This window comes from Candidatus Chlorohelix allophototropha (assembly GCF_030389965.1).
Lineage (GTDB): Bacteria > Chloroflexota > Chloroflexia > Chloroheliales > Chloroheliaceae > Chlorohelix > Chlorohelix allophototropha.
In genome coordinates, this window is the sequence record NZ_CP128399.1 from 504362 (window position 1) to 524279 (window position 19918).

Genomic DNA, 19918 nt, shown 5'->3' on the forward strand with positions numbered 1-19918 from the left:
CCTATGTCTCTTTGTTTCGTAATGTTATATGCATATACTTATATTATGATAAAAACGGTACTTATTCTGGAATATGTAGATAGTGGAAAGAGTATAAAGCGCAATTAAAGTCAAGAAAAATCCACAAACGTTTACCAAATGTTGACTTTCGACAAGCGTTTAAAAACTATAATAGTTGTTATCAAACAGAAATTAGTTATTTTAACAATTAAGTAGTAAAAAGAAATTTAGTACAAAGAAAAGGTGGATATTATGGAAAATTTTAAGAACTACGGTACTAATGAAAGTTCAGATACGGAAATAGATGAGATTCACACTGTTGGCGAAAACCTCGACCTGAAAGGTGGTCAGGTAGTAAATGCGCCAGATTTTATAGATTTATTGATGATGGGTTTCTCTGAGGAGGAGCTTAAACTGTTGCTAAAGTTGCGCCGTCGCTTTGAACAGGGCGAGCATGACGTAACACCTGAAATCATTCGATTGCGCTTCGCAAAGTTTTTGTACGAAAACGGTAAAATCGACGCCTAATAAGGCATTGGATTTAAATATAGATAGAAGAGAGCGCACTGTTTAGGTGCGCTCTTTTTTAGCAAATTATTAACGGTAAAATAAAGCCTGAGGTTATATAGCTTTACTTTGTATAATAATTCGGTTAATATAATCGTTAAAAAGAAGTTGTAAAGTGGTGGGGTCGCTTTTCTAGCGTACTCACGCTGTCGGATAACAGATATTTTTGTAGGCGGGGGTGTTAGGCATTGGAGCTTGGATCTAACCTGCCCCGGGTGAGGATTTTGCAGAGTTAGAGGCAACCTCCAGTTCCTAACCCCCCTATATGTTAGAAGGTACAATTGCAGGAACCACAGAAATAGCCGGGAAAGCTCGGTTTGGTATTCCTGTTCCTATGTTATGGAGGTTAGGAAATAATTTATTATGTCTGAAAGACAAATTCAAAAGTTCGAGACTGTAATAGGCGGTCGAAATTACAGCATTGAAGTAGGTCGAGTGGCTGAGCAAGCACACGGTGCCGTACTTGTACGCTATGGCGATACAATGGTTCTTGCTACCGTAGTTGCTTCATCTGAGCCTCGTGAAGGTCAGGATTTCTTCCCCCTAACCATTGAATACGAAGAGCGCATGTATGCCGCAGGTAAGATTCCCGGTGGTTTTATCAAACGTGAAGGTCGCCCAAGCGAAAATTCGATTCTGATTTCCCGCTTGACCGACCGCCCCCTTCGCCCTTTGTTCCCTAAAGGGTATTTCAATGAAGTGCTAGTACAAATCACCGTGTTAAGCACCGATCAGGAAAATGAACCAGATACTATGAGTATCATAGGTGCTAGTTGCGCTATTGGTCTTGCAGGGTTGCCTTTTGGTGGTCCGGTGAGTGCAGTTAAGGTTGGCTATATCGATGGTGAGTTCATTTGCAATCCTACTGCGCACGAACTGGCAGATAGCAAACTTGATCTGACCGTAGCCGGAACCGAAGATGCGGTAATGATGGTGGAAGCAGGCGCATGGGAACTGTCCGAAGAAATAATGCTGGAAGCGGTAAAATTTGGTTTCAATGAACTTCAAGCCGGTATTCGCCTTCAGAAGCAAGTATTTGAAGCGGTAGGCGTAGTTAAACAGACCTACACAGTGCCAGTGGTTGACGAATCCCTCAAGAGCGAAATCAAGGGTTGGTTGGGTGATAAATTGCGTGGTGCGGTTCGCAATGCAGACAAAAACGCTCGCGTAGAAGCTACCGAGAATTTGCGCAAGGAAACCATCGCCAATTTTACACAGGGCTTTGAAGACGAAACACAATTGGCAGAACGCACCAAAGCAGCCGAAAAGTATTTCGATAGTTTGCTCAAAGAAGAAGTACGAACCGCAATTACGAACGAAGGTATTCGCCCTGATGGTAGAGCAGTAGATGAAATTCGCCCCATCAGTTGCGAAACCGGGTTGTTGCCGCGAACTCACGGTAGCGCCTTGTTCACTCGCGGGCAAACTCAGATTTTAAGCGTAACTACGCTTGGTACTAGCGGTGAGGAGCAAATCCTTGATGGCTTAGGCTTAGAAGAGTCGAAGCGCTTCATTCATCACTATAACTTCCCTCCCTTTAGTACAGGTGAAGTGAAACGGTTACGTGGACCTTCGCGCCGCGACATTGGACACGGGGCGTTGGCAGAGCGTTCGTTGGTTCCCGTAATCCCTGATGAGAACGATTTTCCCTACACAATCCGGGTGGTATCTGAGACACTCAGCAGCAATGGCTCTAGTTCTATGGGTAGCGTCTGCGCTGGCACTTTATCACTAATGGATGCTGGCGTACCGATTAAAGCTCAGGTTGCCGGTGTGGCGATGGGTCTTGTTACCGACTCAGAGGGTGGCTGGAAAGTGCTTACCGATATTCAAGGTATCGAAGATGCACTCGGCGACATGGACTTCAAGGTAGCTGGCACTGAAAATGGTGTTACCGGTTTGCAGATGGACATCAAGACCACCGGCATCACTTTTGAGATTATGCAAGAAGGTTTCAAACAGGCACTTAAAGGTCGCTTGTTTATTCTAGGGAAAATGCAAGAAGCCCTTAGCAATTCGCGCCCTGAACTTTCGCCCTTTGCTCCACGTATTGTAAGGATTCAGATAAATCCGGAAAAAATCGGAGCATTAATCGGACCCGGCGGCAAGAATATTCGTGCCATTATCGAAGAAACCGGCGCGAAGATTGATGTAGAGGATGATGGCTCGGTGTTTGTTGCTAGCGTTGATGGTGAGAGCGCCAAAGCCGCCATTCGCCGTATCGAAGCTCTTACCAAAGAGGCTGAAATCGGTGCGATTTATCTCGGAAAAGTAGTACGAATCATGCCTTACGGCGCGTTTATCGAAATTCTGCCTGGTAAAGATGGCTTGGTACATATCAGCGAACTCGCAGATTATCATGTACAGCGGGTAGAGGATGTGGTCAATCTGGGCGATGAAATTAATGTAATGGTCACCGAAGTTGATAAAAACGGCAAAATTACATTATCTCGCCGCGCTATCCTTACCGGACAAATGCCTGCTCCACAAAAGAGTGGCGGCGGTGATCGCGGTGGTGATAGAGGCGGTCCCGGTGGCGGACGCGACCGTGATAGCCGTCCCGGTGGTGGTGGTAGCCGCCCACCGAGCGGTCGTAGTGACTCACGTGGTGGTGGCAATCGCCGTTTCTAGGAACATCTAGCCAATTCTAACGTATATCTCAGGGACACAGTATTCTGTGTCCCTGCTATTTATAAGGCTATGAATAAGTTTGAGGAGTCGGTTATGATGCGTCGCTTTGCCCTGACATTTGTATTTGCCCTGCTTTTATCCTTAACTTTGGGTGCATGCGGTGATACCAAGAATAAGATATTAGAAGATGTGCCTCAATACACCAATTCAACTGCGGTAGAATTTCCTGACACTTTCAAAACTCAGTTAGATGCCAGTCTTAAAAGTATTAAGGATAAAAGTTACGAGGCTTATAAAACCGCTGAATCTACCACAAAGATAAAAGATTTCTTCGTGGAAAGCTTTAAGAAGAGTGGTTGGGATGATAAGTCGGATAAGTTTGAACCTGAAACCAAACAACTGATGACGCAATTACAAACTTTCGCCATTATGTACCAGAAAGGTACTAAAATCGCTACCGTAATGAGCCTGAGCGGTAATGAGGCTGCCCAACTTGGCTTCCAAGAAGTATCTCCGACTGACACTTTATATCTTTTGGTAGTTGGCGAACGTTAACTTTCTCAAGGCAGGTCAAGATATTTGTGAGTCTGAATGCTCAGTCGCCACCCTCTGTTTTGAACCGTTTCAATACATAATTTTGTGGCTTTGGGGTTCAGGCTCAGTGGTTGCAGCAATATCTGGGTACTTTCTTTATAGCGAAAAGTTGCCAAGAACCGGTCAACCTTTTCCAAATCTGCTTCCTTGCCCACTATAAATTTTAGCTCATCTGCTTCGAAAATCACTTCCGGCAACAATGGCTTACCGTTTGGGTTATCTATTTTGGGGGAAACACACACCCAATTGATGCTTGCCCCGACTCCCCCATTAGCCGTACCACTGGTTTCAAGGGCAACTCGATAGCCACTTCGCTGTAATTCGGTTACGAGCGGCTTTAAGGGCTGTTCTGTCGGTTCTCCACCCGTTACAAGCACCCATTTCGGTCCTTTGTGCTGCTCGACTATAATCTGCGCTATAGCTTGTGCGCTCATTTCAACAAAGCGAGTATTCGTTCCTAACGCTTGCTCAAGGTTGTTTACCTTATCTTCATTGCGTACAAACCATGTTTCGCCCGTATCGCACCAAATACAGCCTACCCCGCATCCGTGAAGGCGGAGCAAGACCATTGCCGTTCCTGCCAATGTGCCTTCGCCCTGTACGCAGGTATATAGGTTATTAACTCGGTATAACATCTTAAGCCTCGTACTCGGTAGGGTCGGGGACTCCTGCTAACTGAAAGGCTTCCTTACGTTCTACACAGGTTCCGCACTTTCCACAGTGTTTTTCGCCGCCCTTGTAGCAACTCCAAGTTTCGGCAAAGGGAACGCCAAGCCTAGTACCAATTGCTGCTATATCATGCTTGCCGCTATTGATGAAGGGAGTGTATAACCTGAGCTTTGGATTTCCAAAGCCTTCCACTGCCAACTTTTGCATCTGGTCGAAAGCTTCTGTAAAGGCAGGGCGGCAATCGGGATAGATAAAATGGTCACCACCATGTGCGCCCAATGCCACCACTTCGGCATTCTCTGCCACTGCCGCGGCGTATGCCACTGCTAGCATGATCGCGTTGCGATTGGGGACTACTGTTATTCCCATATTGGGCGCAGCGTAATGCCCTTCTGGAACTTCTATTGTACTATCTGTCAGCGCCGAACCTTTCAACAATACATTTATGCCGGATAAATCCACAACATTATATTCAGCGTTGAGGCGTTGGGCGCAGAGCCTCGCATATTCCAGTTCTTTGCGGTGTCGCTGCCCATAATCAATTGAAAGCAAGTGCAGCGCATAGCCCTCAGAGTGTAGTACATGGGCTAAGGTTACACTATCCATCCCACCGCTTACAATAGCAATTGCTTTAGCCACGCTCTACCTCAGCTTCCGCTTCTATCTGAATACCGCCCCGGACACTTTGCGTAAGGGTAACATGCACTTTGAAGGGTTCGAGTTTTTTGAATATATCATGGGCTATTTCGGCAGAAAGGGCTTCACAGAAAGCCGCTTCATTTCGATAACTCCAAAGATATAGCTTTAAACTTTTGGATTCAAGGCATAATTTATCGGGATAATATTCGATTTTTACAGTGCTAAAATCCGGTTGTCCAGTAATCGGGCAAAGGCTGCTCAATTCTGTGGATGTCATCCGTACTACCTTTACGCCATCCGGTTTGGGAAAAGACTCAAGGTCGCGGCTAGGTTGGGTAGATGGCTTGCCAAGCGCTTTAAATTCCATCGCTACAATTACTCCTTGCGAATTATTCTCTAAATTTATCTGCAAGAGTTTAGCACAGGGAAGAGCAATCGCCAAACTTTTGGTTGCCGCTAATCCCTGCAAATGCTATCATGAATAATCTATTAACTCTTATTCGATTCAGAAGTGGTGTAACTTCGGAGATTTCATGAGAACAGCTATTATAACCAAGATATTTCGTTTTGAATCTGCTCATAGATTAGAATACCATCAGGGCAAGTGCGCACAGCTTCATGGGCATTCCTACAAACTGGAAGTTTCGGTGTTTAGTAATATCAAAGAAGCGCTTGGACAATCTGACCATGGCATGGTTATGGATTTTAGCGAGCTATCGCATATTGTGAAAGAAGCGGTAATTGCACAGCTTGACCATAAAGAACTAGGCGAGGCAACGGGGGTTTATTCTACTGCCGAGCATTTAATACATTGGATTTGGGAGCAATTGATTATCGCCGGGATTCCCAAAGAGGTGCTTTACCGACTACGCCTGTGGGAAACTGAAAGTAGCTATGCCGAACTATCTCAGGATATTTTATAGTTGCTTTGACTATTAAATGCATCACCATAAAATAGCATGTAGTCCTTGACGTGGCTATTCCAATATTCGGCGGTATGTCCTCCGCTCCACTCGTGGTAAGAGTGCGGGATATTCTCATCATCCAGTAATTGATGCAATTCTCGATCGCGAGGCAGCCAATCGGCATCTTCAGTGCCTATATCAATCCAGATTTTGAAGCTCGATACATCGTATGAGCGGGCTAAAGAAACCGGATCGACGGTGGCATAGTAATCCTGATCTCCAAAGAAATCAAAGGCTTGTTGTTTAGTGCGTAGCGCCGGACTATGTGCCCCGATAATTGAGAAAACCGAAGGATTATTAAAGCCTATCTGTAGTGCGCCATGCCCTCCCATTGATACTCCACCGATAGCCCGCTCTGCCCTTTCTGGCAGAGTGCGGTAGTTCGAATCTATTTGCCCTACTAATTCAATTGCTACAAAATCAGCCCAACGTGGTCCGCCATTAGCTTGATCCATCCAATAGCCAAGTTCGCCACCATCCGGCATAATGATTATCATGGGCGGTATTTTACCACTATTAATTAAATCATCCGCTGCATTTACCAGCCCTAAATTGAACCACATCTGATATGACCCACCGCGCCCGTGCAACATGTATAAAGTGGGGTACTTAACGTTCTTATTTTTATCATAGTCAGGGGGTAAATAAAGGCGGTAATTGACCACTTTGTTCAGGATACGGCTATTGGTAGCAACATCCTGAACTTTGCCCTTTCCGGTAAATTCTACAGGAGTAGTGGTAAAAGCTCCTAATTGAGCGTGGGCGGGTGCAGGTGCGTTCTTGTTTACAACATAACGCCAGTAGTAATAGTGCTGCCCAACATTGCCCATCTCAACCTTAAAGCCGTCAGGATTGGAGGGGGTATAGCTCAGCACGCGCCGTTCAAAAAGTTGAACCAGCACATCCTTTTCAGCCCCGCCGGTTACCACCCTTGTCCAATAGGCTTCAGTGACCGGGCGACCCAGTACATAGACCGGATTTGGCGACATTACATTGGCTTGTTCAAAGCTCTTACCATTCCATATTTTGCCTTTTATATCTTCAAAGCTGGCAAAAACATCCGCCACGTTATGTTGGGTAACAGAATCATACTGGCTAAAGTAGCGCTGCTCGTGAGGAATTATCTCGGTAACTTTTCCATCCCGCTCTATTTTTTGTGCAATTGGCTTGCCGCTATAGTCGGGGGTGGTGTTTTCACCGTTAAATGTAATTACATTGCGGAAGCTAGAATAGGTAGGCGCTATACTATTTGCGCCTTCGCTGTTGGGGTCTCCGGCAACCTGAACATTACTTGGTGGAAGGGGCGTAAAAGTGTTGTCACCGTCTTGTCGTTGCCCGGTAACCAGTTCTTTAACCAGCAGTCCGGTAGTTACTTTATAGGGGTCAGAAGGTTTGGCATTGAAATTTCCAACCTCCATGCGGGCTTTATCAAAATATTGGATTTTCCGGGCGAAACCGTTGTAATATTCAACAGTGATAGATTCGCTATCACTTACGGGTGGTCCCCAAATATAGCCTCTACCTAGACCCGGAATTTCCTTAACGGGCTTATCGGTGGTTTTCCAGACTTGTGAGAAATTCCAATCGTTGTAGCGTGTGGTATTGGTTGGCGCTGCAACTGCTACAGGTATGAGGTAGAACAGTATTCCAAGTATAGATAACCAAGCAAAAACGAGCTTTTTCAAACTACTCTTTCAGAATATGCTGATAATATTTTATAACGTAAGGTTGGTTGGCTAGGCGCTGTAGTGGAACGAAAACTGGAAGTGTGCTACTACTTTAATAAGGATATATTAATAATAAATTAATTTAGGTTAAAATTGGTATAAAAATAATAAAAAATACCCCCTATACTAAATTAGTATGAGAGGGTATTTTTTCAAACAGCGTATCTCAATTAGTCAAGATAAGCATAACCGGGCAGAGTTAGGAACTCTACAAAATCATCTGAGGTGGTTATTTTGTCGAAAAGCTGGCTGGCAAGCTTGTAATTTCCGCTATTGTAACGCTCGTCTCCCACTAACTGCCGAATTTTTTCCAACTCTTCCACCATTAAAGTGCGGAATAATTCGACATCAATCTTGCGCCCATCCGATAATTTGCCCTCTGGGTGGCGAATCCATTGCCATACCTGAGAACGAGAGATTTCAGCCGTTGCCGCATCTTCCATCAGGTTGTAGATAGGCACACAACCGTTCCCACCCAACCATGCTTCCAGATATTGGATACCAATACTGATATTGGCACGCAAGCCCGCCTCGCTGATGTTGCCACGACCATCGGGGAATGCCAGCAAATCTGTGGCGGTTACATTGACATCTTCGCGCTTGCGGTCAATTTGATTGGGAGTTTTCATATACAGATCGAAGGATTCCAACGCAATCGGGACTAGACCGGGATGCGCTACCCATGTACCATCATGTCCCTCGGTTGCTTCGCGGGTTTTGTCGGCGCGTACTTTGTTCATGGCCTCTTCGTTTGCTTGGGGATTATTCTTGATCGGGATTTGTGCTGCCATACCGCCCATTGCATTCGCATTGCGTCGATGGCAGGTCTTGATTGAAAGTTTGCTGTAAGAGTGCATGAAATGGGTAGTCATTGTTACCAACGCGCGATCAGGTAGGATAAAATCTTTGCGATTGCGGAACTTCTTGATACAGCTAAAAATATAATCCCAGCGACCACAGTTCAACCCGGCAGAATGCTCTCGCAATTCATACAGGATTTCATCCATCTCAAATGCGGCTAGAATAGTTTCAATTAATACGGTAGCACGGATAGAACCCTGTGGAATGCCAAGCTCATTCTGTGCCATTACAAATATATCATTCCAGAGACGCGCTTCGAGGTGGCTTTCCATTTTCGGCAGATAGAAGTAAGGTCCGCTGCCTTTCGCAAGTAAGTTCCGAGCATTGTGGAAGAAGTACAAACCAAAATCAAAAATCCCGCCGGAAACAGGCTGTCCGTCCACCAGCATATGTTTCTCAAACAGATGCCAGCCACGCGGACGTACCATTAAAGTGGCGATGGTTTCGTTCAGGCGGTATTGTTTGCCTTCCGGGCTGCTAAAGCTAATAGTGCCCTTAATCGCATCCCGCAAGTTGATGTGTCCCTCGATATTATTATCCCAAGTAGGCGAGTTGGCATCTTCGAAGTCTGCCATAAATACTTTTGCGCCAGAATTGAGGGCGTTAATTACCATTTTGCGATCAACCGGTCCGGTAATTTCAGTGCGGCGATCCATAAGATCGGCGGGGATAGAGGCAACGTACCATTCACTTTCGCGGATATGCGCGGTTTCTGGCAAGAAATCTGGATTAATCCCATTATCAATATCTATCTGTCGTTCTGCTCGCCGTTTCAGCAATTCTTCGCGTCTGTCGCTAAAGGCTCGAACGAGTTTTGTAACAAAAGCAATCGCTTCAGGTGTAAGGATTTCAGCATACTCCGGTGTAATTTTTCCCCGCAATTCAACGCCGGCAGGATACGCTATTGTTTGACTCATGACGCCATAGTCCTTTCAATGCTCTTTTTTCAGTTAGAATGTTACTTATTATACTATCCTAAGAATAATAGAAAATACCTATGGAATGCAATTATTTTCGGGAATAATCCTATAGGAAATAGCATTGATATAGATTATATATTTCAATAAGCGGAAAAACATTTTTAGAATGTAAAAACTATTTGAGGAAATGGTCTATTTCAGCCGTTCTTGTAATTTTTCAAAGAAGCTGATTATTTTTGAGTATATTCTAAAACCAAGCGATTTTCGGATTGTCACTAATTCAGCCTCTAGGCTTTTAGCCCAGTTTTCAAGCTTATTTTGTTCTTCTTTGAGAGCAGAATTTTGCTTAAGTAGTTCGCTGCGTTCGCGAGAGTGTTCCCTGAGTAGATATACTTCCCTTTCGTGTGCGCTTATTTCAGGGGCGTATTTACCTTCCAAGAATAGCGGTTTGGTAGCTTGTTTTTCGAGCCGCAGGTTTATAAATTTGTGCCAAAGCGGCTGCATCTCATCATTTTCAACTGTGTTAGAGCCGTTATCGCGCACATTTACAGTGGCAGTTACTTCCGGTAGGGTAATGATTTTGAATATTTGAGCGGCGCGATTTAAAAATTCCCAATCCTCTGCCAGTTCCATTTGCACATCGAAACGCAGCGTGGTTTGTTCGACCAACTGTCGCGGAATCGCAAAACAGCAGTTTGGTACCTCATTATGGTCTTGCTGTGCCAACGCATTAAACGGAGTGGTATATTTGGGTTCGGTTGCTTTAACGGTATATGGATAGGTTTGGTCGGGTTGCGCTACTATCACGCGCCTTTTATTGGCAAAGGTCTGGAAAATGTAACCCGAACCATGTTTTTCAACTGCTTGATAGAGAGTTTGAACGTGGTTTGGAAATAAAAGATCATCGTCATCGAGAAAGCTGATGTATTTTCCCCTCGCCTTTTCCATTAATGTATTCAAGGGTGCAGTTCGGCTTTTACCATCGACCGGAATGATCTGGATTTTCTCCTGAAAGGCTGACGGAAATTTAGTGATTATATTTGTTAGGTTTCTTCTAACCTCCTCCTGTTCAGGAAAGGTTAAAAGCACCTCGAAATCTGTTATAGTATCCTGAGCATAGATAGAGTCAAGCGCTTCTTCCAGAAGCTCCAAGCGATCTCCCAGTGTTCGCATTAAGATTGAAAGAAACGGTGCAGGGCTTGGGGTTGCATTTTTTTCATGATTACAGGGGGTAAGTAGCCAAACAAAAGACTTTACATAACAATCGCGATTTAATGTTTCACCCATCCAACGCAGTGCTTCTCCGGCAAGCGTGGGTAGGCTCAAAATCGATTTAGACTCTACAAAGGAGCTGTTAGGATCGCAAAGGTTGTTTTCCGCTTGTACCTCCCACCCGCTCAATTGAGCTTGAAGCGATGGGCGCGTGAAACCGGGAGTTACAATTCCACCTCCGGTTAGTAGTTCAAGCGTATTTATCAGGTATCCCGCGTTTCGGCAAACCAGTACTAACGGTAAGATCGGCTGATAGCCCGCCAGATGCTCAAGAAGTGAGGTAGGAAGCTCTCCAGAGATAAATAGGCAGACGGCACAGGTAAACTGGAATCGAGCCAGCGCCTTTTCTAGGCTGCTGCTATCGAGCGCGTCTACCGATAGATGAGCGAAATACAATTCGTCAGAAAAAGCCTCTAATTCTGGAAGCCCAACACATAGCACGGTTCCACGCAAACCCTCTGCTTGCAGTAACTCTATCACCTTCTGCCCGATTTGCTCTTCGGAAACTCGTGTCATTATTTATCCTGCTAGCTTTTGCTCAATGGTTTGCTTAAAATCCAGCCCACTATTTCATCCAACTCATGTTTGAATTTATCCGCGCCAAAATTCCTACTCGTTTCAATTGCTTTTGCGCTGAGCTTTTCTCTTAAAGGTTCGTTTTCAAGAACTTTGACAGTATTACTTATACAATTTTCAAGACAGTTCCAGAGATAACCGTTGTCTGTATGTCTGACAACTTCACGTTGTCCGGCTTTGTCTATCACCACCGGAACACAACCGCTTGCCATCGCCTCAACAGTGGTAATGCCAAAATGCTCAAATAATTCAGGCGTATTGTCATCATCTTCATCAAGTCCGGTAGCGTGCCAGAAAACCATACTTTCGGCGTAAAGACAGTTTAAATCATCTGAATCAATGTTTGGGTGTATGTAAATCGGATAGCCCTTTGCTTCGGCGTACACTTGCGCCATATACTCCTCATCTTCGGGGCGTTTGGGATAGTAGCCACCTGCTAAATGAAATTCGTAACCGGAAAGACCATTATCACACATACGCCGGAAGGCATGAATCAAGGGCAGATGCTTTTTATTGTGGAACCCTGCAAAAAACCGCCCAACTGCCAGTAACTGCCGTTTCTTAGGCATCTGTTTAAACTTATCAATCTGCACTCGCGGATATAACAGATACGATTCTCTACCCCAGCGATTCTGTACCCACTTGCGAGTGTACTCGGAAATTGAAATAATATCTTGATATGTATCAAGAGAATAGTGCGCCTGCATGCCGGGTAATTGGCTATCCTTGAATTTTACTAAAAGCTTAGGCTTAGTGAAGCGTGCCATTAACGACTCTGGAACAACTGAAACAGATTGTATGACTACGCCAAGTTCACGCCCATCCTCAGAACCTAAACGCTCAGGAGAGAAGGTTGTACAATCTAGCCGTAAAACTGCCTGTTCAGAGTTCGCCGTAAAGCAGCGAGTAATACGAGTGTAGCCTCTATTTGTCAGATTCTCACTATTGCCTAACTTCCTACCGTTTATTAGTAATTGTAAGATAGCAGGAGGCAACTTATCTTGTCTAAAACCGCCTATGTCAAGTGAAAGATTATAACTTCTGCCCGGTTCGAGGTTGTCTATATAAATCTGTGCGCTTTCACCGCACCAGCGATATTTTTCGCCCTTTGCCCCCGTTTCAGGAGGAAAGAATCCGCTCAAAAGTCGAAAATTAACTTTTCTATCTCTCCCATTTCTCCAAGATTCAATAGCTTCCTCACGCGGTGGCAACTTGTGCGGAAAAAAAACTAGATATAGATTGTGAGTGGCGTAAGCGGGGAATAACCCTTCATAGGTGCAGTTGATAAAAAGATCGTAATTAGTGGAAGCGTCCTGTATAGCCCGATAACCGGACAGGGCGGGAAACGTTTTCAAGGGCAGATGAGTGAGGTCTACTCCAAGCCGTTCATTTAGGAGATCAAGTTTAACTTTTTCATAAGTAAGTAACTCAACCTCATGGTTAAGGCTCAGGTGTTCCGCCACCGCCCCCATATATTGTTCGCCCCCGCCCATAACCGGCAGGTTCTGGTTAAAAATGCCAATGCGCATTTAGAAATCTATTGAACCCATCCTGCCGCTTTGGTAGTCGATAAATGCCTGATAGATTTCTTCGGGTGTGTTCATTACAAACGGCCCGTAGCGTGCTACCGGCTCATTTAATGGTACTCCACCGATTAACAACAGGCTTAGGGGTTGGTTGGTTGTTTCGAGCAACACCGCTTTGCCATCCTGCCCGAAAACTACCATTTGCCCTTCATGTGCTTCAATCCCATCGGTGCCAAAAGTACCTGCCCCTTCGACAATGTATCCGAATACATTAAAATCAGTTGGAACAGGCTGGCTAACTTTTGCTCCGGGTTGTAACAAATAGTGAAGATACATAATGGGGGTGCGGGTTTCGATAACCGCGCTTTGCCCCATTGCCTCACCAGCAATTACCCTTACGCGCACCTTGACATCTTCGCTAACTGCTTCTGGGATGCGAGAGGCGGGAATATCTTGGTAGCGTGGTTTCATCATTTTGTCGCGGCGCGGCAGGTTTACCCACAATTGGAAAGCATGCATCCGTCCGCCCTTTTCTCGAAATCCCTCTTCTGGCATTTCGGAGTGCACTACCCCACTTCCGGCGGTCATCCATTGCACATCGCCTGCGCCTAATACACCTGAATTACCAACTGAATCTTTATGTTGTAATTTTCCTTCCAGAATGTAGCTGACCGTTTCAAAGCCACGATGCGGGTGATCGGGCGCGCCTATGGCTTTTCCCGGCGCATAATCAGTTGGTCCAAGATGGTCAAGCATCAAGAAGGGGTCGAAATCTTCTAAAAGTTGGGTTGGAAATGGTCGCCTAACCTCAAAACCCCCACCTTCTAATGTACGAATAGTTTGTATTATTTTCGCCACTGAGCGAGTATTTATAAATGTTGTTGTCATAAATCATCCTTTCAACGCTAAACCTCTAGCGCGGTTCAAAATTACCAGCAATATCGCTTGCTGTCAACCTTTCATGCCGGATGTATAATGTAACTGCTGGCTATGTAAAACAGTCAATCAAAGATAAACTAGGAAACTAAAATAAATGGTTACGCTGGATGATATAAAAGCAGCACAGAAACGGCTTGCAGGGGTTACATTCCATACTCCATTGATACCTTGTCCGAAAGCAGCGGGGGTGGAAGCCTATTTCAAGCCAGAAAGTTTACAGCCCATCGGCTCATTTAAAATTAGAGGCGCTTACAATTGCATAGCGGCAATGCCGGAGGCACAAAGAGCGCAAGGGGTAATTGCCTATTCTAGCGGAAACCACGCGCAAGGGGTGGCTTATGCCGCTCGCTTGTTGGGCTTGAAAGCGGTAATCGTGATGCCGAACAACGCGCCAAAGGTGAAAGTTGAGGCAACACAAGGCTATGGGGCGGAAGTGGTATTTTACGACCCTGCTACCCAGAAGCGAGAAGAGGTGGCGGCGCGCCTCATGCAAGGTCAGAACTGGACATTGGTTCCGCCTTTCAACGACCCTTATGTAATCGCCGGGCAAGGTACGATTGGGCTTGAAATCTACGAGGATTTGCCGGAAGTAGAATTGGCGTTGGTTCCGGTGGGCGGAGGCGGTTTGCTCAGCGGAATAGCTACTGCCCTTAAAAGCCTCAAGCCGAGTATTAAGGTAATTGGGGTTGAGCCAGAACTGGCAGCCGATGCTCAGGAATCCTTCCGTAGCGGAAAAATTGTAGAGATAACGGCAGCGCAAGCCGGACGCACTATTGCTGATGGTACACGTACTCTTAGCTTGGGCGACCTGACCTTTGCTCAGATTCGGCATTATGTGGATGATATTATTACCGTAAGTGAAGCTGAAATTCGGGATGCTGTCCGGCGACTTGCGCTCAATGCCAAACTGACCATAGAGCCTTCCGGCGCGTTAACCTATGCCGCTTTCCTGCACCATCAGCCTGAATTGCCGAAGGCTTCAAAAGTGGTGATGGTATTAAGTGGCGGCAATATTGAACCGGAGCTTTTGAAAGAACTGCTCTGATAGCGGAAATTGCATAAACAAAATGACTACAGATAAAACGCCGCAAGGCTCAGAGCTAATCAGCTATCTGCAAAAACGCTTTACCGGCATGTGGCAGCGCTTGGCGAGTGATGCCGACCCTACCGAGCGTGAGTTTTTCCTTGAAGAATATTTGCGTGATTTGGAAGAGCGCGCCTACCTTGAAACCACCATCGCCAATCAGTACCGGAATCGCTACCTCGCCGAATTGGTGCAAAATGCGGTAGATGCCATGCACCGCCACGTTGAGAACAATCCGGTGCAATCCACAGATGTCGAAGAAATGTCGATGCCGATTTATCGCTGCCATATACAGCTTACCCGTGCTGCCCTATATGTCGCCAATGACGGACAGCCCTTTCAAGCGGAGGATGTACGCAGTATCACGGCAATGGGTAAGAGCAGCAAAAGCGGTGGGCGTTATATCGGTTATAAAGGTTTGGGTTTTCGTTCGGTGCTTGAAATAACCGCCGAGCCTCAAATATTTTCAGGCGATTATCATTTCAGGTTTAGTAGTGCCGACACGCTGGCATTGCTTCAGAAAACCAATAGCCCGTCTGAAATCACAGATGTGCCGGTTCTATCCGTGCCTTTCCTGTGTGAATCTGACAGCTTACCTGCGGATGAACACGCTATTATTGCTGATTTGAAAGCGCGCGGTTTTGTAACCGTAGTTCGCTTGCCCCTCAAACCGGGCTGTTATGATGAAGTAAAAGCGCTTTGCCGTGAGTTTATGCAAGAGCAAAGCCTGCTTTTTCTGCCCTATATTACATCCTTATCCCTGCGTTTACTCCAAGAACCGGAGATAACCCTTTCTCGAACTAGCGAACCATGGGCAACACTTCCCGGCACAGAAAAATTGATCAATCTCGAATATGTAACATTACTATTCCAACCGGATGGCGCTCAAACCGCTTGGTTAATTGCTAAACCGCTTGAGCCTTTGCCTATCGCAAAAGATTTGCTTGAGAACCTGAATGACCGCACTTGGCTGAATGTTAGCTCAGCAGGAATTGCGCTGGCTTTCCCGGTAAGGGCGCTCAAAAGTGGCGGTTCCTACTTCAAGCGCAGGCTTGAGCCGCTACCCTTTTTCACCCATTTTCCCACCGGAGAGGCGAGCGGGTTGGGATTTGCGGTTCACGCTGATTTCTATCTTTCTGCCTCTCGCAAGCAAATTGAAGATTCTTTAAGCTATAACCGCTGGTTGTCGGGTAAAATAGCGGATTTTCTGTGCCATTCTGTCTTGCCTGAATTGCAAGAACGCTTTCCAGATGAAGCCAACTTGCTCGATTTACTGGCAGATGTCGCCTATCATAACGGCGCATTCGGGTTGGCATTCAGAAAAATACTGGATGATCGCTTGATGGCAACTCCTTTTGTGCCGGTGGGCGCGGGAGAATATCGCAGACCGCGTGAGGTGGTTTGGACTCCCCAATCAGGGGCAGGGGTTTTGCTATTCCTTAAAGTGTTTCCACATCCACCCACCGGGCTGCATTATCCGGTATTACAGCTTGAAGAAGCCTATATTGCGGAAGAGGAAGGCTTTGAATATCGCAGGGTGCGCCGCTTTTTGCAAGAAATGGGCGTGCGTCCGGTCAGACCGGATGAATTACCGGAGTTACTACCACAGGCTTTTAAAAATCTTAACGATGGCATTGTGACTGTTTCTGATATTTGCACCTGTTTTGCGCTTTGGTTGGAACAACTAGCTAAAGGCACTTTTGTACCGGAAGAACGACAACGCGCTCTTCTACAAGCCGCAAAAGAACTGCCTGTTCTTCCGGTGGGCAATGAATGGCTGGTACCAAACTCTGAAATTATTGATTGCCCTGCTTCCGAGCGAGGTTTTGAAGCTTTGAAAGCGCGGCGGGAACTTTTCGGGGCTCTCAAGGTAATATCGGAAAAAGCTTACAGCCTTGAAAACAACGAATTTGAAGCTCAAATCAGGAGTTGGCACAGGCGTTTGGGGGTAAAATCGCTCGACCCCGAAGCGCAATTATACGAAGAACCTTACAAGTACTGAGCCTGCCGTATTATGGCATTATACGAAGGACTTAAAAGGTCTGAGCAAAATCTCGGCTATACGTTTGCGAACTGGGGGTTTGCTAAAATCTTCAAGCTCGGCAGGGCGACAATTCAATAAGTCGTCTTGCCACATTTTGTACATTTCTGTTGCAAAGTCCCGGTTATTCACGAACAGGTTAATTTCATGGTTGATAAGACTCCGCCCGTCCAAATTTGCGCTACCTACTGAACTCCAATGATCATCCACAATTGCGGTTTTGGAATGGATTACCGTACCGCGATAGAGCCATATCTTTCCACCTACCCTCAGTAAACGGCAAAGCACTGGACGCGCCAGAATATCTACAATAAGGTGGTTTGACCGCTCTGGCACTATTATTTCGACCTGTACCCCGCGTTTTGCTGCTTCTAACAGATAACTTTCCATATTATCATCAGGTAGAAAATAAGGATTAGTTAGTAGGATGCGTTTTTTTGCGCTTTTGAAGGCATCCATATACGTATCTCGAATAGTACGGTTTCCGAAAAGTACATTAGCCCGACTCTGGCTTAGCCATAATATATCATCATCATCGGGATTAGGTTTGAATGGCAAGTTTAATAGTCGGCGCGGATTGCTATTGTGCTTGTTCCACATCTCGGCGAATGCCAATGCTACTTCTTCCGCGGTTGGACCATCAATGCGCAAATGTGTATCACGCCAAGAAGTAGCATATTCGCGCCCAATGTTCATACCGCCCAGATATGCAATCTTATTGTCGATGACCAGAATTTTGCGATGGTAACGCACATAAGTACCGAGCCAGAGCAGGTTCAGGTAGCTGTAAAGTGGACCATACCAGTTAACAAGGCACTCTTTAGGAAAGCGGCGGAAACCAAAAGGCATTAGAAGACTACCGTATCCATCAAAAGCCAAACATACCTTTACGCCCTGTTGGGCTTTGGCTATCAACCGCCGTTTGAACTCACGCCCGATTTCATCACTTTTGAAGATATAGGTTTCCAGAAAAATGGATTCCTGCGCGTTGTCTATCGCCTTAAGCATATCCTTAAAGGCGTAACCGCCATAATTGAAAATTTTCAAGGTATGCTTTTCATCCACTTGAACTGGCTTAAGTGGACGATGAGGAAATTTATAGCGTCGTCTCAAACGGCGAATACTGCTGATGGCAATTCCGCCGTATATTAGCAAGATGATTGTTAGAAGGAAAAAGAGAGAAGAATAAAAAATAAGCTTGGTTAGCGACCAGGCTGGGGTTTTAAAGTAGTATCTAATGCTGCTTATCCGTAAGAAAGCTATGGCTTTCCCAATACGGCTCAGCAAATCAAATCACCTTTCTGTTAACGGCTTTGTTTTTGCTGGTAGCGTCCGGTGATAGTATCGGGCGTGAGCGCGGCTGCCAGCACATGTCCGGTGTCCAAAACCAGCACGGCTCGTGTTTTACGTCCATATGTGGCATCAATAAGCAATCCCTTGTCGCGTGCGTCATGCAAAAGTCTGCGTACCGGAGCAGTATCCGGCGTTAATAGCGCCAACACTCGGTTCATTGCGACTTGCCCACCAAACCCTACCGATACAAATTCGGGGTCTGGAAGGCGCGGTGTGTTGCGGTATAACGCCGGTTGGTTAATTTCACCTTCTTGTGGTTCGTTTCCTGCGCTGGTTTTCATGTTCTTTTCAAAATCTCTTTTGCTGCTTTCTCCCCACTTATCATTGCCGCATTGATACTGCTGGCTTCGGTAAATTCGGCAGCGAAATAGAGACCCGGAGTAGTTGAGGTATTTCCCGGTAAAGTTGGGTGAATACCGGGCGGCTGATCAAATTGGGCATAGGGTATTCGTATTACTTCCAAAGGTTCATACGAATTCAATGCTGCCAACGCAGCAGTATCTCCGGCAAACATTTTCTGCAAATCAACCAATGCATGGCTAAACAAATCGTCATCACTCATTTCAGGATTGCCCAGTAAGGTGACAGAAAGTAGATGTTTACCTTCCGGGGCATATTCTGGAACGACATTTGTTAGTAGCATGGCATTGTTGATAAAAGCATCTGGAGAGGCATTCAGTAATAATTTCTTTGTCCGGTAAAGCCGAGTATTACCTTCAAAATAGAGCGTAACCGCACTATGCTTTTCACGGGGTAATCCGGTGATTTTCCCGGCAAGACGCTCTGCTTCGGGGGCAGGGGTGGCTATCACTACCGCCTCGGCTTCAAACTCGCCCCCTTCAAACCTTACACCGCTAACCTTACCTTCTTGCTTTAACAGTTCAAGTATAGGTGTATTTAACCTGATACTGTCTTTGCGGTTCAAGATATAGGCTAGTTGTTCGGGGATAGCTTGCATTCCAAGTACCGGTAAAGCTATATCGCCCTCACCTAGCATTTTCAAATCGAATTTAAGAGCTTTAGCGCTGGTGTGCAAGGAACGATCTAGAAAGACACCTCCAAAGAAGGGACGCATAAAATAATCAATATATTTGTTGCTGAAACCGAAACTGCGTAAAAAACCCTCGCTGCTCATATCCTCGCCTTGTACCACTTCGCGAATCGAGCTTCCACGTAAGCGGAAAGTCAACGCTAGCGTACGCAGTTTATCCGACAGGGTTACTACTCGACTCAAGGCAGCAGGTAGAGTTGAGTTCATATCCCGTAAGGGGTCGGTTAGTATCTCGCGCTTACCACCCACGCAAATGATTGCGCCGGGGTCTAATCGCCGCAAATCAAGTGCATTCAAATTTAATTGCCGTTTTACTGCCGGATAAGCGGTGAAAAGAACTTGGAAACCTCGGTCAAGGCGATACCCATTTTTATATTCGGTATGTACCCGTCCCCCTATTGCGTTAGAGGCTTCAAAAACCACTACCTCTTTGCCGCGCTCTTCCAAAATTTTAGCGCAGGTAAGTCCGGCTACTCCTGCGCCTACAATCGCCACTGTCACGG

General features: G+C 45.9%; 17 protein-coding genes. 6 read left to right on the forward strand and 11 right to left on the reverse strand.

Going from position 1 to position 19918, the window contains the following annotated elements:
- Nucleotides 1–252 precede the first annotated feature (252 nt).
- From OZ401_RS02300 to OZ401_RS02310, 3 genes are all read left to right on the forward strand, one after another.
- Nucleotides 253–528, forward strand: coding sequence for a hypothetical protein (locus tag OZ401_RS02300; protein ID WP_341469099.1), 276 nt, complete (start codon nucleotides 253–255; stop codon nucleotides 526–528).
- Between the two features lie 402 nt (nucleotides 529–930).
- Nucleotides 931–3198 (forward strand): polyribonucleotide nucleotidyltransferase, encoded by a 2268-nt coding sequence (pnp, locus tag OZ401_RS02305; RefSeq protein WP_341469100.1) that lies wholly within the window; start codon nucleotides 931–933, stop codon nucleotides 3196–3198.
- A gap of 93 nt (nucleotides 3199–3291) precedes the next feature.
- Nucleotides 3292–3753, forward strand: coding sequence for a hypothetical protein (locus OZ401_RS02310; protein WP_341469101.1), 462 nt, complete (start codon nucleotides 3292–3294; stop codon nucleotides 3751–3753).
- A gap of 5 nt (nucleotides 3754–3758) precedes the next feature.
- On the opposite strand, the gene queE is transcribed toward OZ401_RS02310, so the two are convergent.
- Genes queE through queF form a run of 3 tightly spaced genes read right to left on the reverse strand, consistent with a single transcriptional unit; the run spans nucleotide 3759 to nucleotide 5467 of the window.
- The gene (queE, locus tag OZ401_RS02315; protein WP_341469102.1) at nucleotides 3759–4427 is read right to left on the reverse strand and encodes a 7-carboxy-7-deazaguanine synthase QueE; all 669 of its coding nucleotides are present in this window, start codon (nucleotides 4425–4427) and stop codon (nucleotides 3759–3761) included.
- Between the two features lies 1 nt (nucleotide 4428).
- Nucleotides 4429–5100: a 7-cyano-7-deazaguanine synthase QueC gene (gene queC / locus OZ401_RS02320; protein WP_341469103.1), complete on the reverse strand. Its 672-nt coding sequence runs from the start codon at nucleotides 5098–5100 to the stop codon at nucleotides 4429–4431.
- Nucleotides 5093–5467, reverse strand: coding sequence for a preQ(1) synthase (gene queF, locus OZ401_RS02325; protein WP_341469104.1), 375 nt, complete (start codon nucleotides 5465–5467; stop codon nucleotides 5093–5095). The genes queC and queF overlap by 8 nt, the downstream gene beginning before the upstream one ends.
- Before the next feature lie 166 nt (nucleotides 5468–5633).
- On the opposite strand from queF, the gene OZ401_RS02330 reads away from it, so the two are divergent.
- Nucleotides 5634–6023 carry a 6-pyruvoyl trahydropterin synthase family protein gene (locus OZ401_RS02330; protein ID WP_341469105.1) on the forward strand — a complete coding sequence of 130 codons (390 nt, stop codon included), beginning with the start codon at nucleotides 5634–5636 and terminating at the stop codon, nucleotides 6021–6023.
- Here OZ401_RS02330 and OZ401_RS02335 read toward each other — a convergent pair.
- From OZ401_RS02335 to OZ401_RS02355, 5 genes are all read right to left on the reverse strand, one after another.
- Nucleotides 6008–7750, reverse strand: a complete 1743-nt coding sequence (locus OZ401_RS02335; RefSeq protein WP_341469106.1) for an alpha/beta hydrolase — start codon at nucleotides 7748–7750, stop codon at nucleotides 6008–6010. The two genes, OZ401_RS02330 and OZ401_RS02335, sit on opposite strands and share 16 nt — an antisense overlap.
- A 212-nt stretch (nucleotides 7751–7962) precedes the next feature.
- Nucleotides 7963–9570, reverse strand: coding sequence for a malate synthase A (aceB, locus tag OZ401_RS02340; RefSeq protein WP_341469107.1), 1608 nt, complete (start codon nucleotides 9568–9570; stop codon nucleotides 7963–7965).
- A 195-nt stretch (nucleotides 9571–9765) separates the two neighbouring features.
- Nucleotides 9766–11361: a glycosyltransferase family 2 protein gene (locus tag OZ401_RS02345; RefSeq protein ID WP_341469108.1), complete on the reverse strand. Its 1596-nt coding sequence runs from the start codon at nucleotides 11359–11361 to the stop codon at nucleotides 9766–9768.
- A gap of 11 nt (nucleotides 11362–11372) precedes the next feature.
- Entirely contained in the window at nucleotides 11373–12950 is a 1578-nt protein-coding gene (locus OZ401_RS02350) for a glycosyltransferase family 4 protein (protein WP_341469109.1), read from the reverse strand.
- A complete protein-coding gene (locus tag OZ401_RS02355) occupies nucleotides 12951–13835 on the reverse strand; it encodes a pirin family protein (RefSeq protein ID WP_341469110.1) in 885 nt (294 codons plus the stop codon).
- Nucleotides 13836–13980: 145 nt separating this feature from the next.
- On the opposite strand from OZ401_RS02355, the gene OZ401_RS02360 reads away from it, so the two are divergent.
- Both OZ401_RS02360 and OZ401_RS02365 read left to right on the forward strand, forming a co-directional pair.
- Entirely contained in the window at nucleotides 13981–14931 is a 951-nt protein-coding gene (locus tag OZ401_RS02360) for a threonine ammonia-lyase (protein ID WP_341469111.1), read from the forward strand.
- Nucleotides 14932–14953: 22 nt separating this feature from the next.
- Nucleotides 14954–16972 carry a sacsin N-terminal ATP-binding-like domain-containing protein gene (locus OZ401_RS02365; protein WP_341469112.1) on the forward strand — a complete coding sequence of 673 codons (2019 nt, stop codon included), beginning with the start codon at nucleotides 14954–14956 and terminating at the stop codon, nucleotides 16970–16972.
- 18 nt (nucleotides 16973–16990) lie between these two features.
- Here the strand turns inward: OZ401_RS02365 and OZ401_RS02370 are convergent, their stop codons facing one another.
- From OZ401_RS02370 to OZ401_RS02380, 3 genes are read right to left on the reverse strand one after another with little or no spacing between them, the layout of a single operon-like run.
- Nucleotides 16991–18298 carry a phospholipase D-like domain-containing protein gene (locus tag OZ401_RS02370; protein WP_341469113.1) on the reverse strand — a complete coding sequence of 436 codons (1308 nt, stop codon included), beginning with the start codon at nucleotides 18296–18298 and terminating at the stop codon, nucleotides 16991–16993.
- A 17-nt stretch (nucleotides 18299–18315) separates the two neighbouring features.
- A complete protein-coding gene (locus OZ401_RS02375; RefSeq protein ID WP_341469842.1) occupies nucleotides 18316–18606 on the reverse strand; it encodes an extracellular matrix/biofilm biosynthesis regulator RemA family protein in 291 nt (96 codons plus the stop codon).
- Nucleotides 18607–18641: 35 nt separating this feature from the next.
- Nucleotides 18642–19916: an NAD(P)/FAD-dependent oxidoreductase gene (locus OZ401_RS02380; protein WP_341469114.1), complete on the reverse strand. Its 1275-nt coding sequence runs from the start codon at nucleotides 19914–19916 to the stop codon at nucleotides 18642–18644.
- Nucleotides 19917–19918 lie beyond the last annotated feature (2 nt).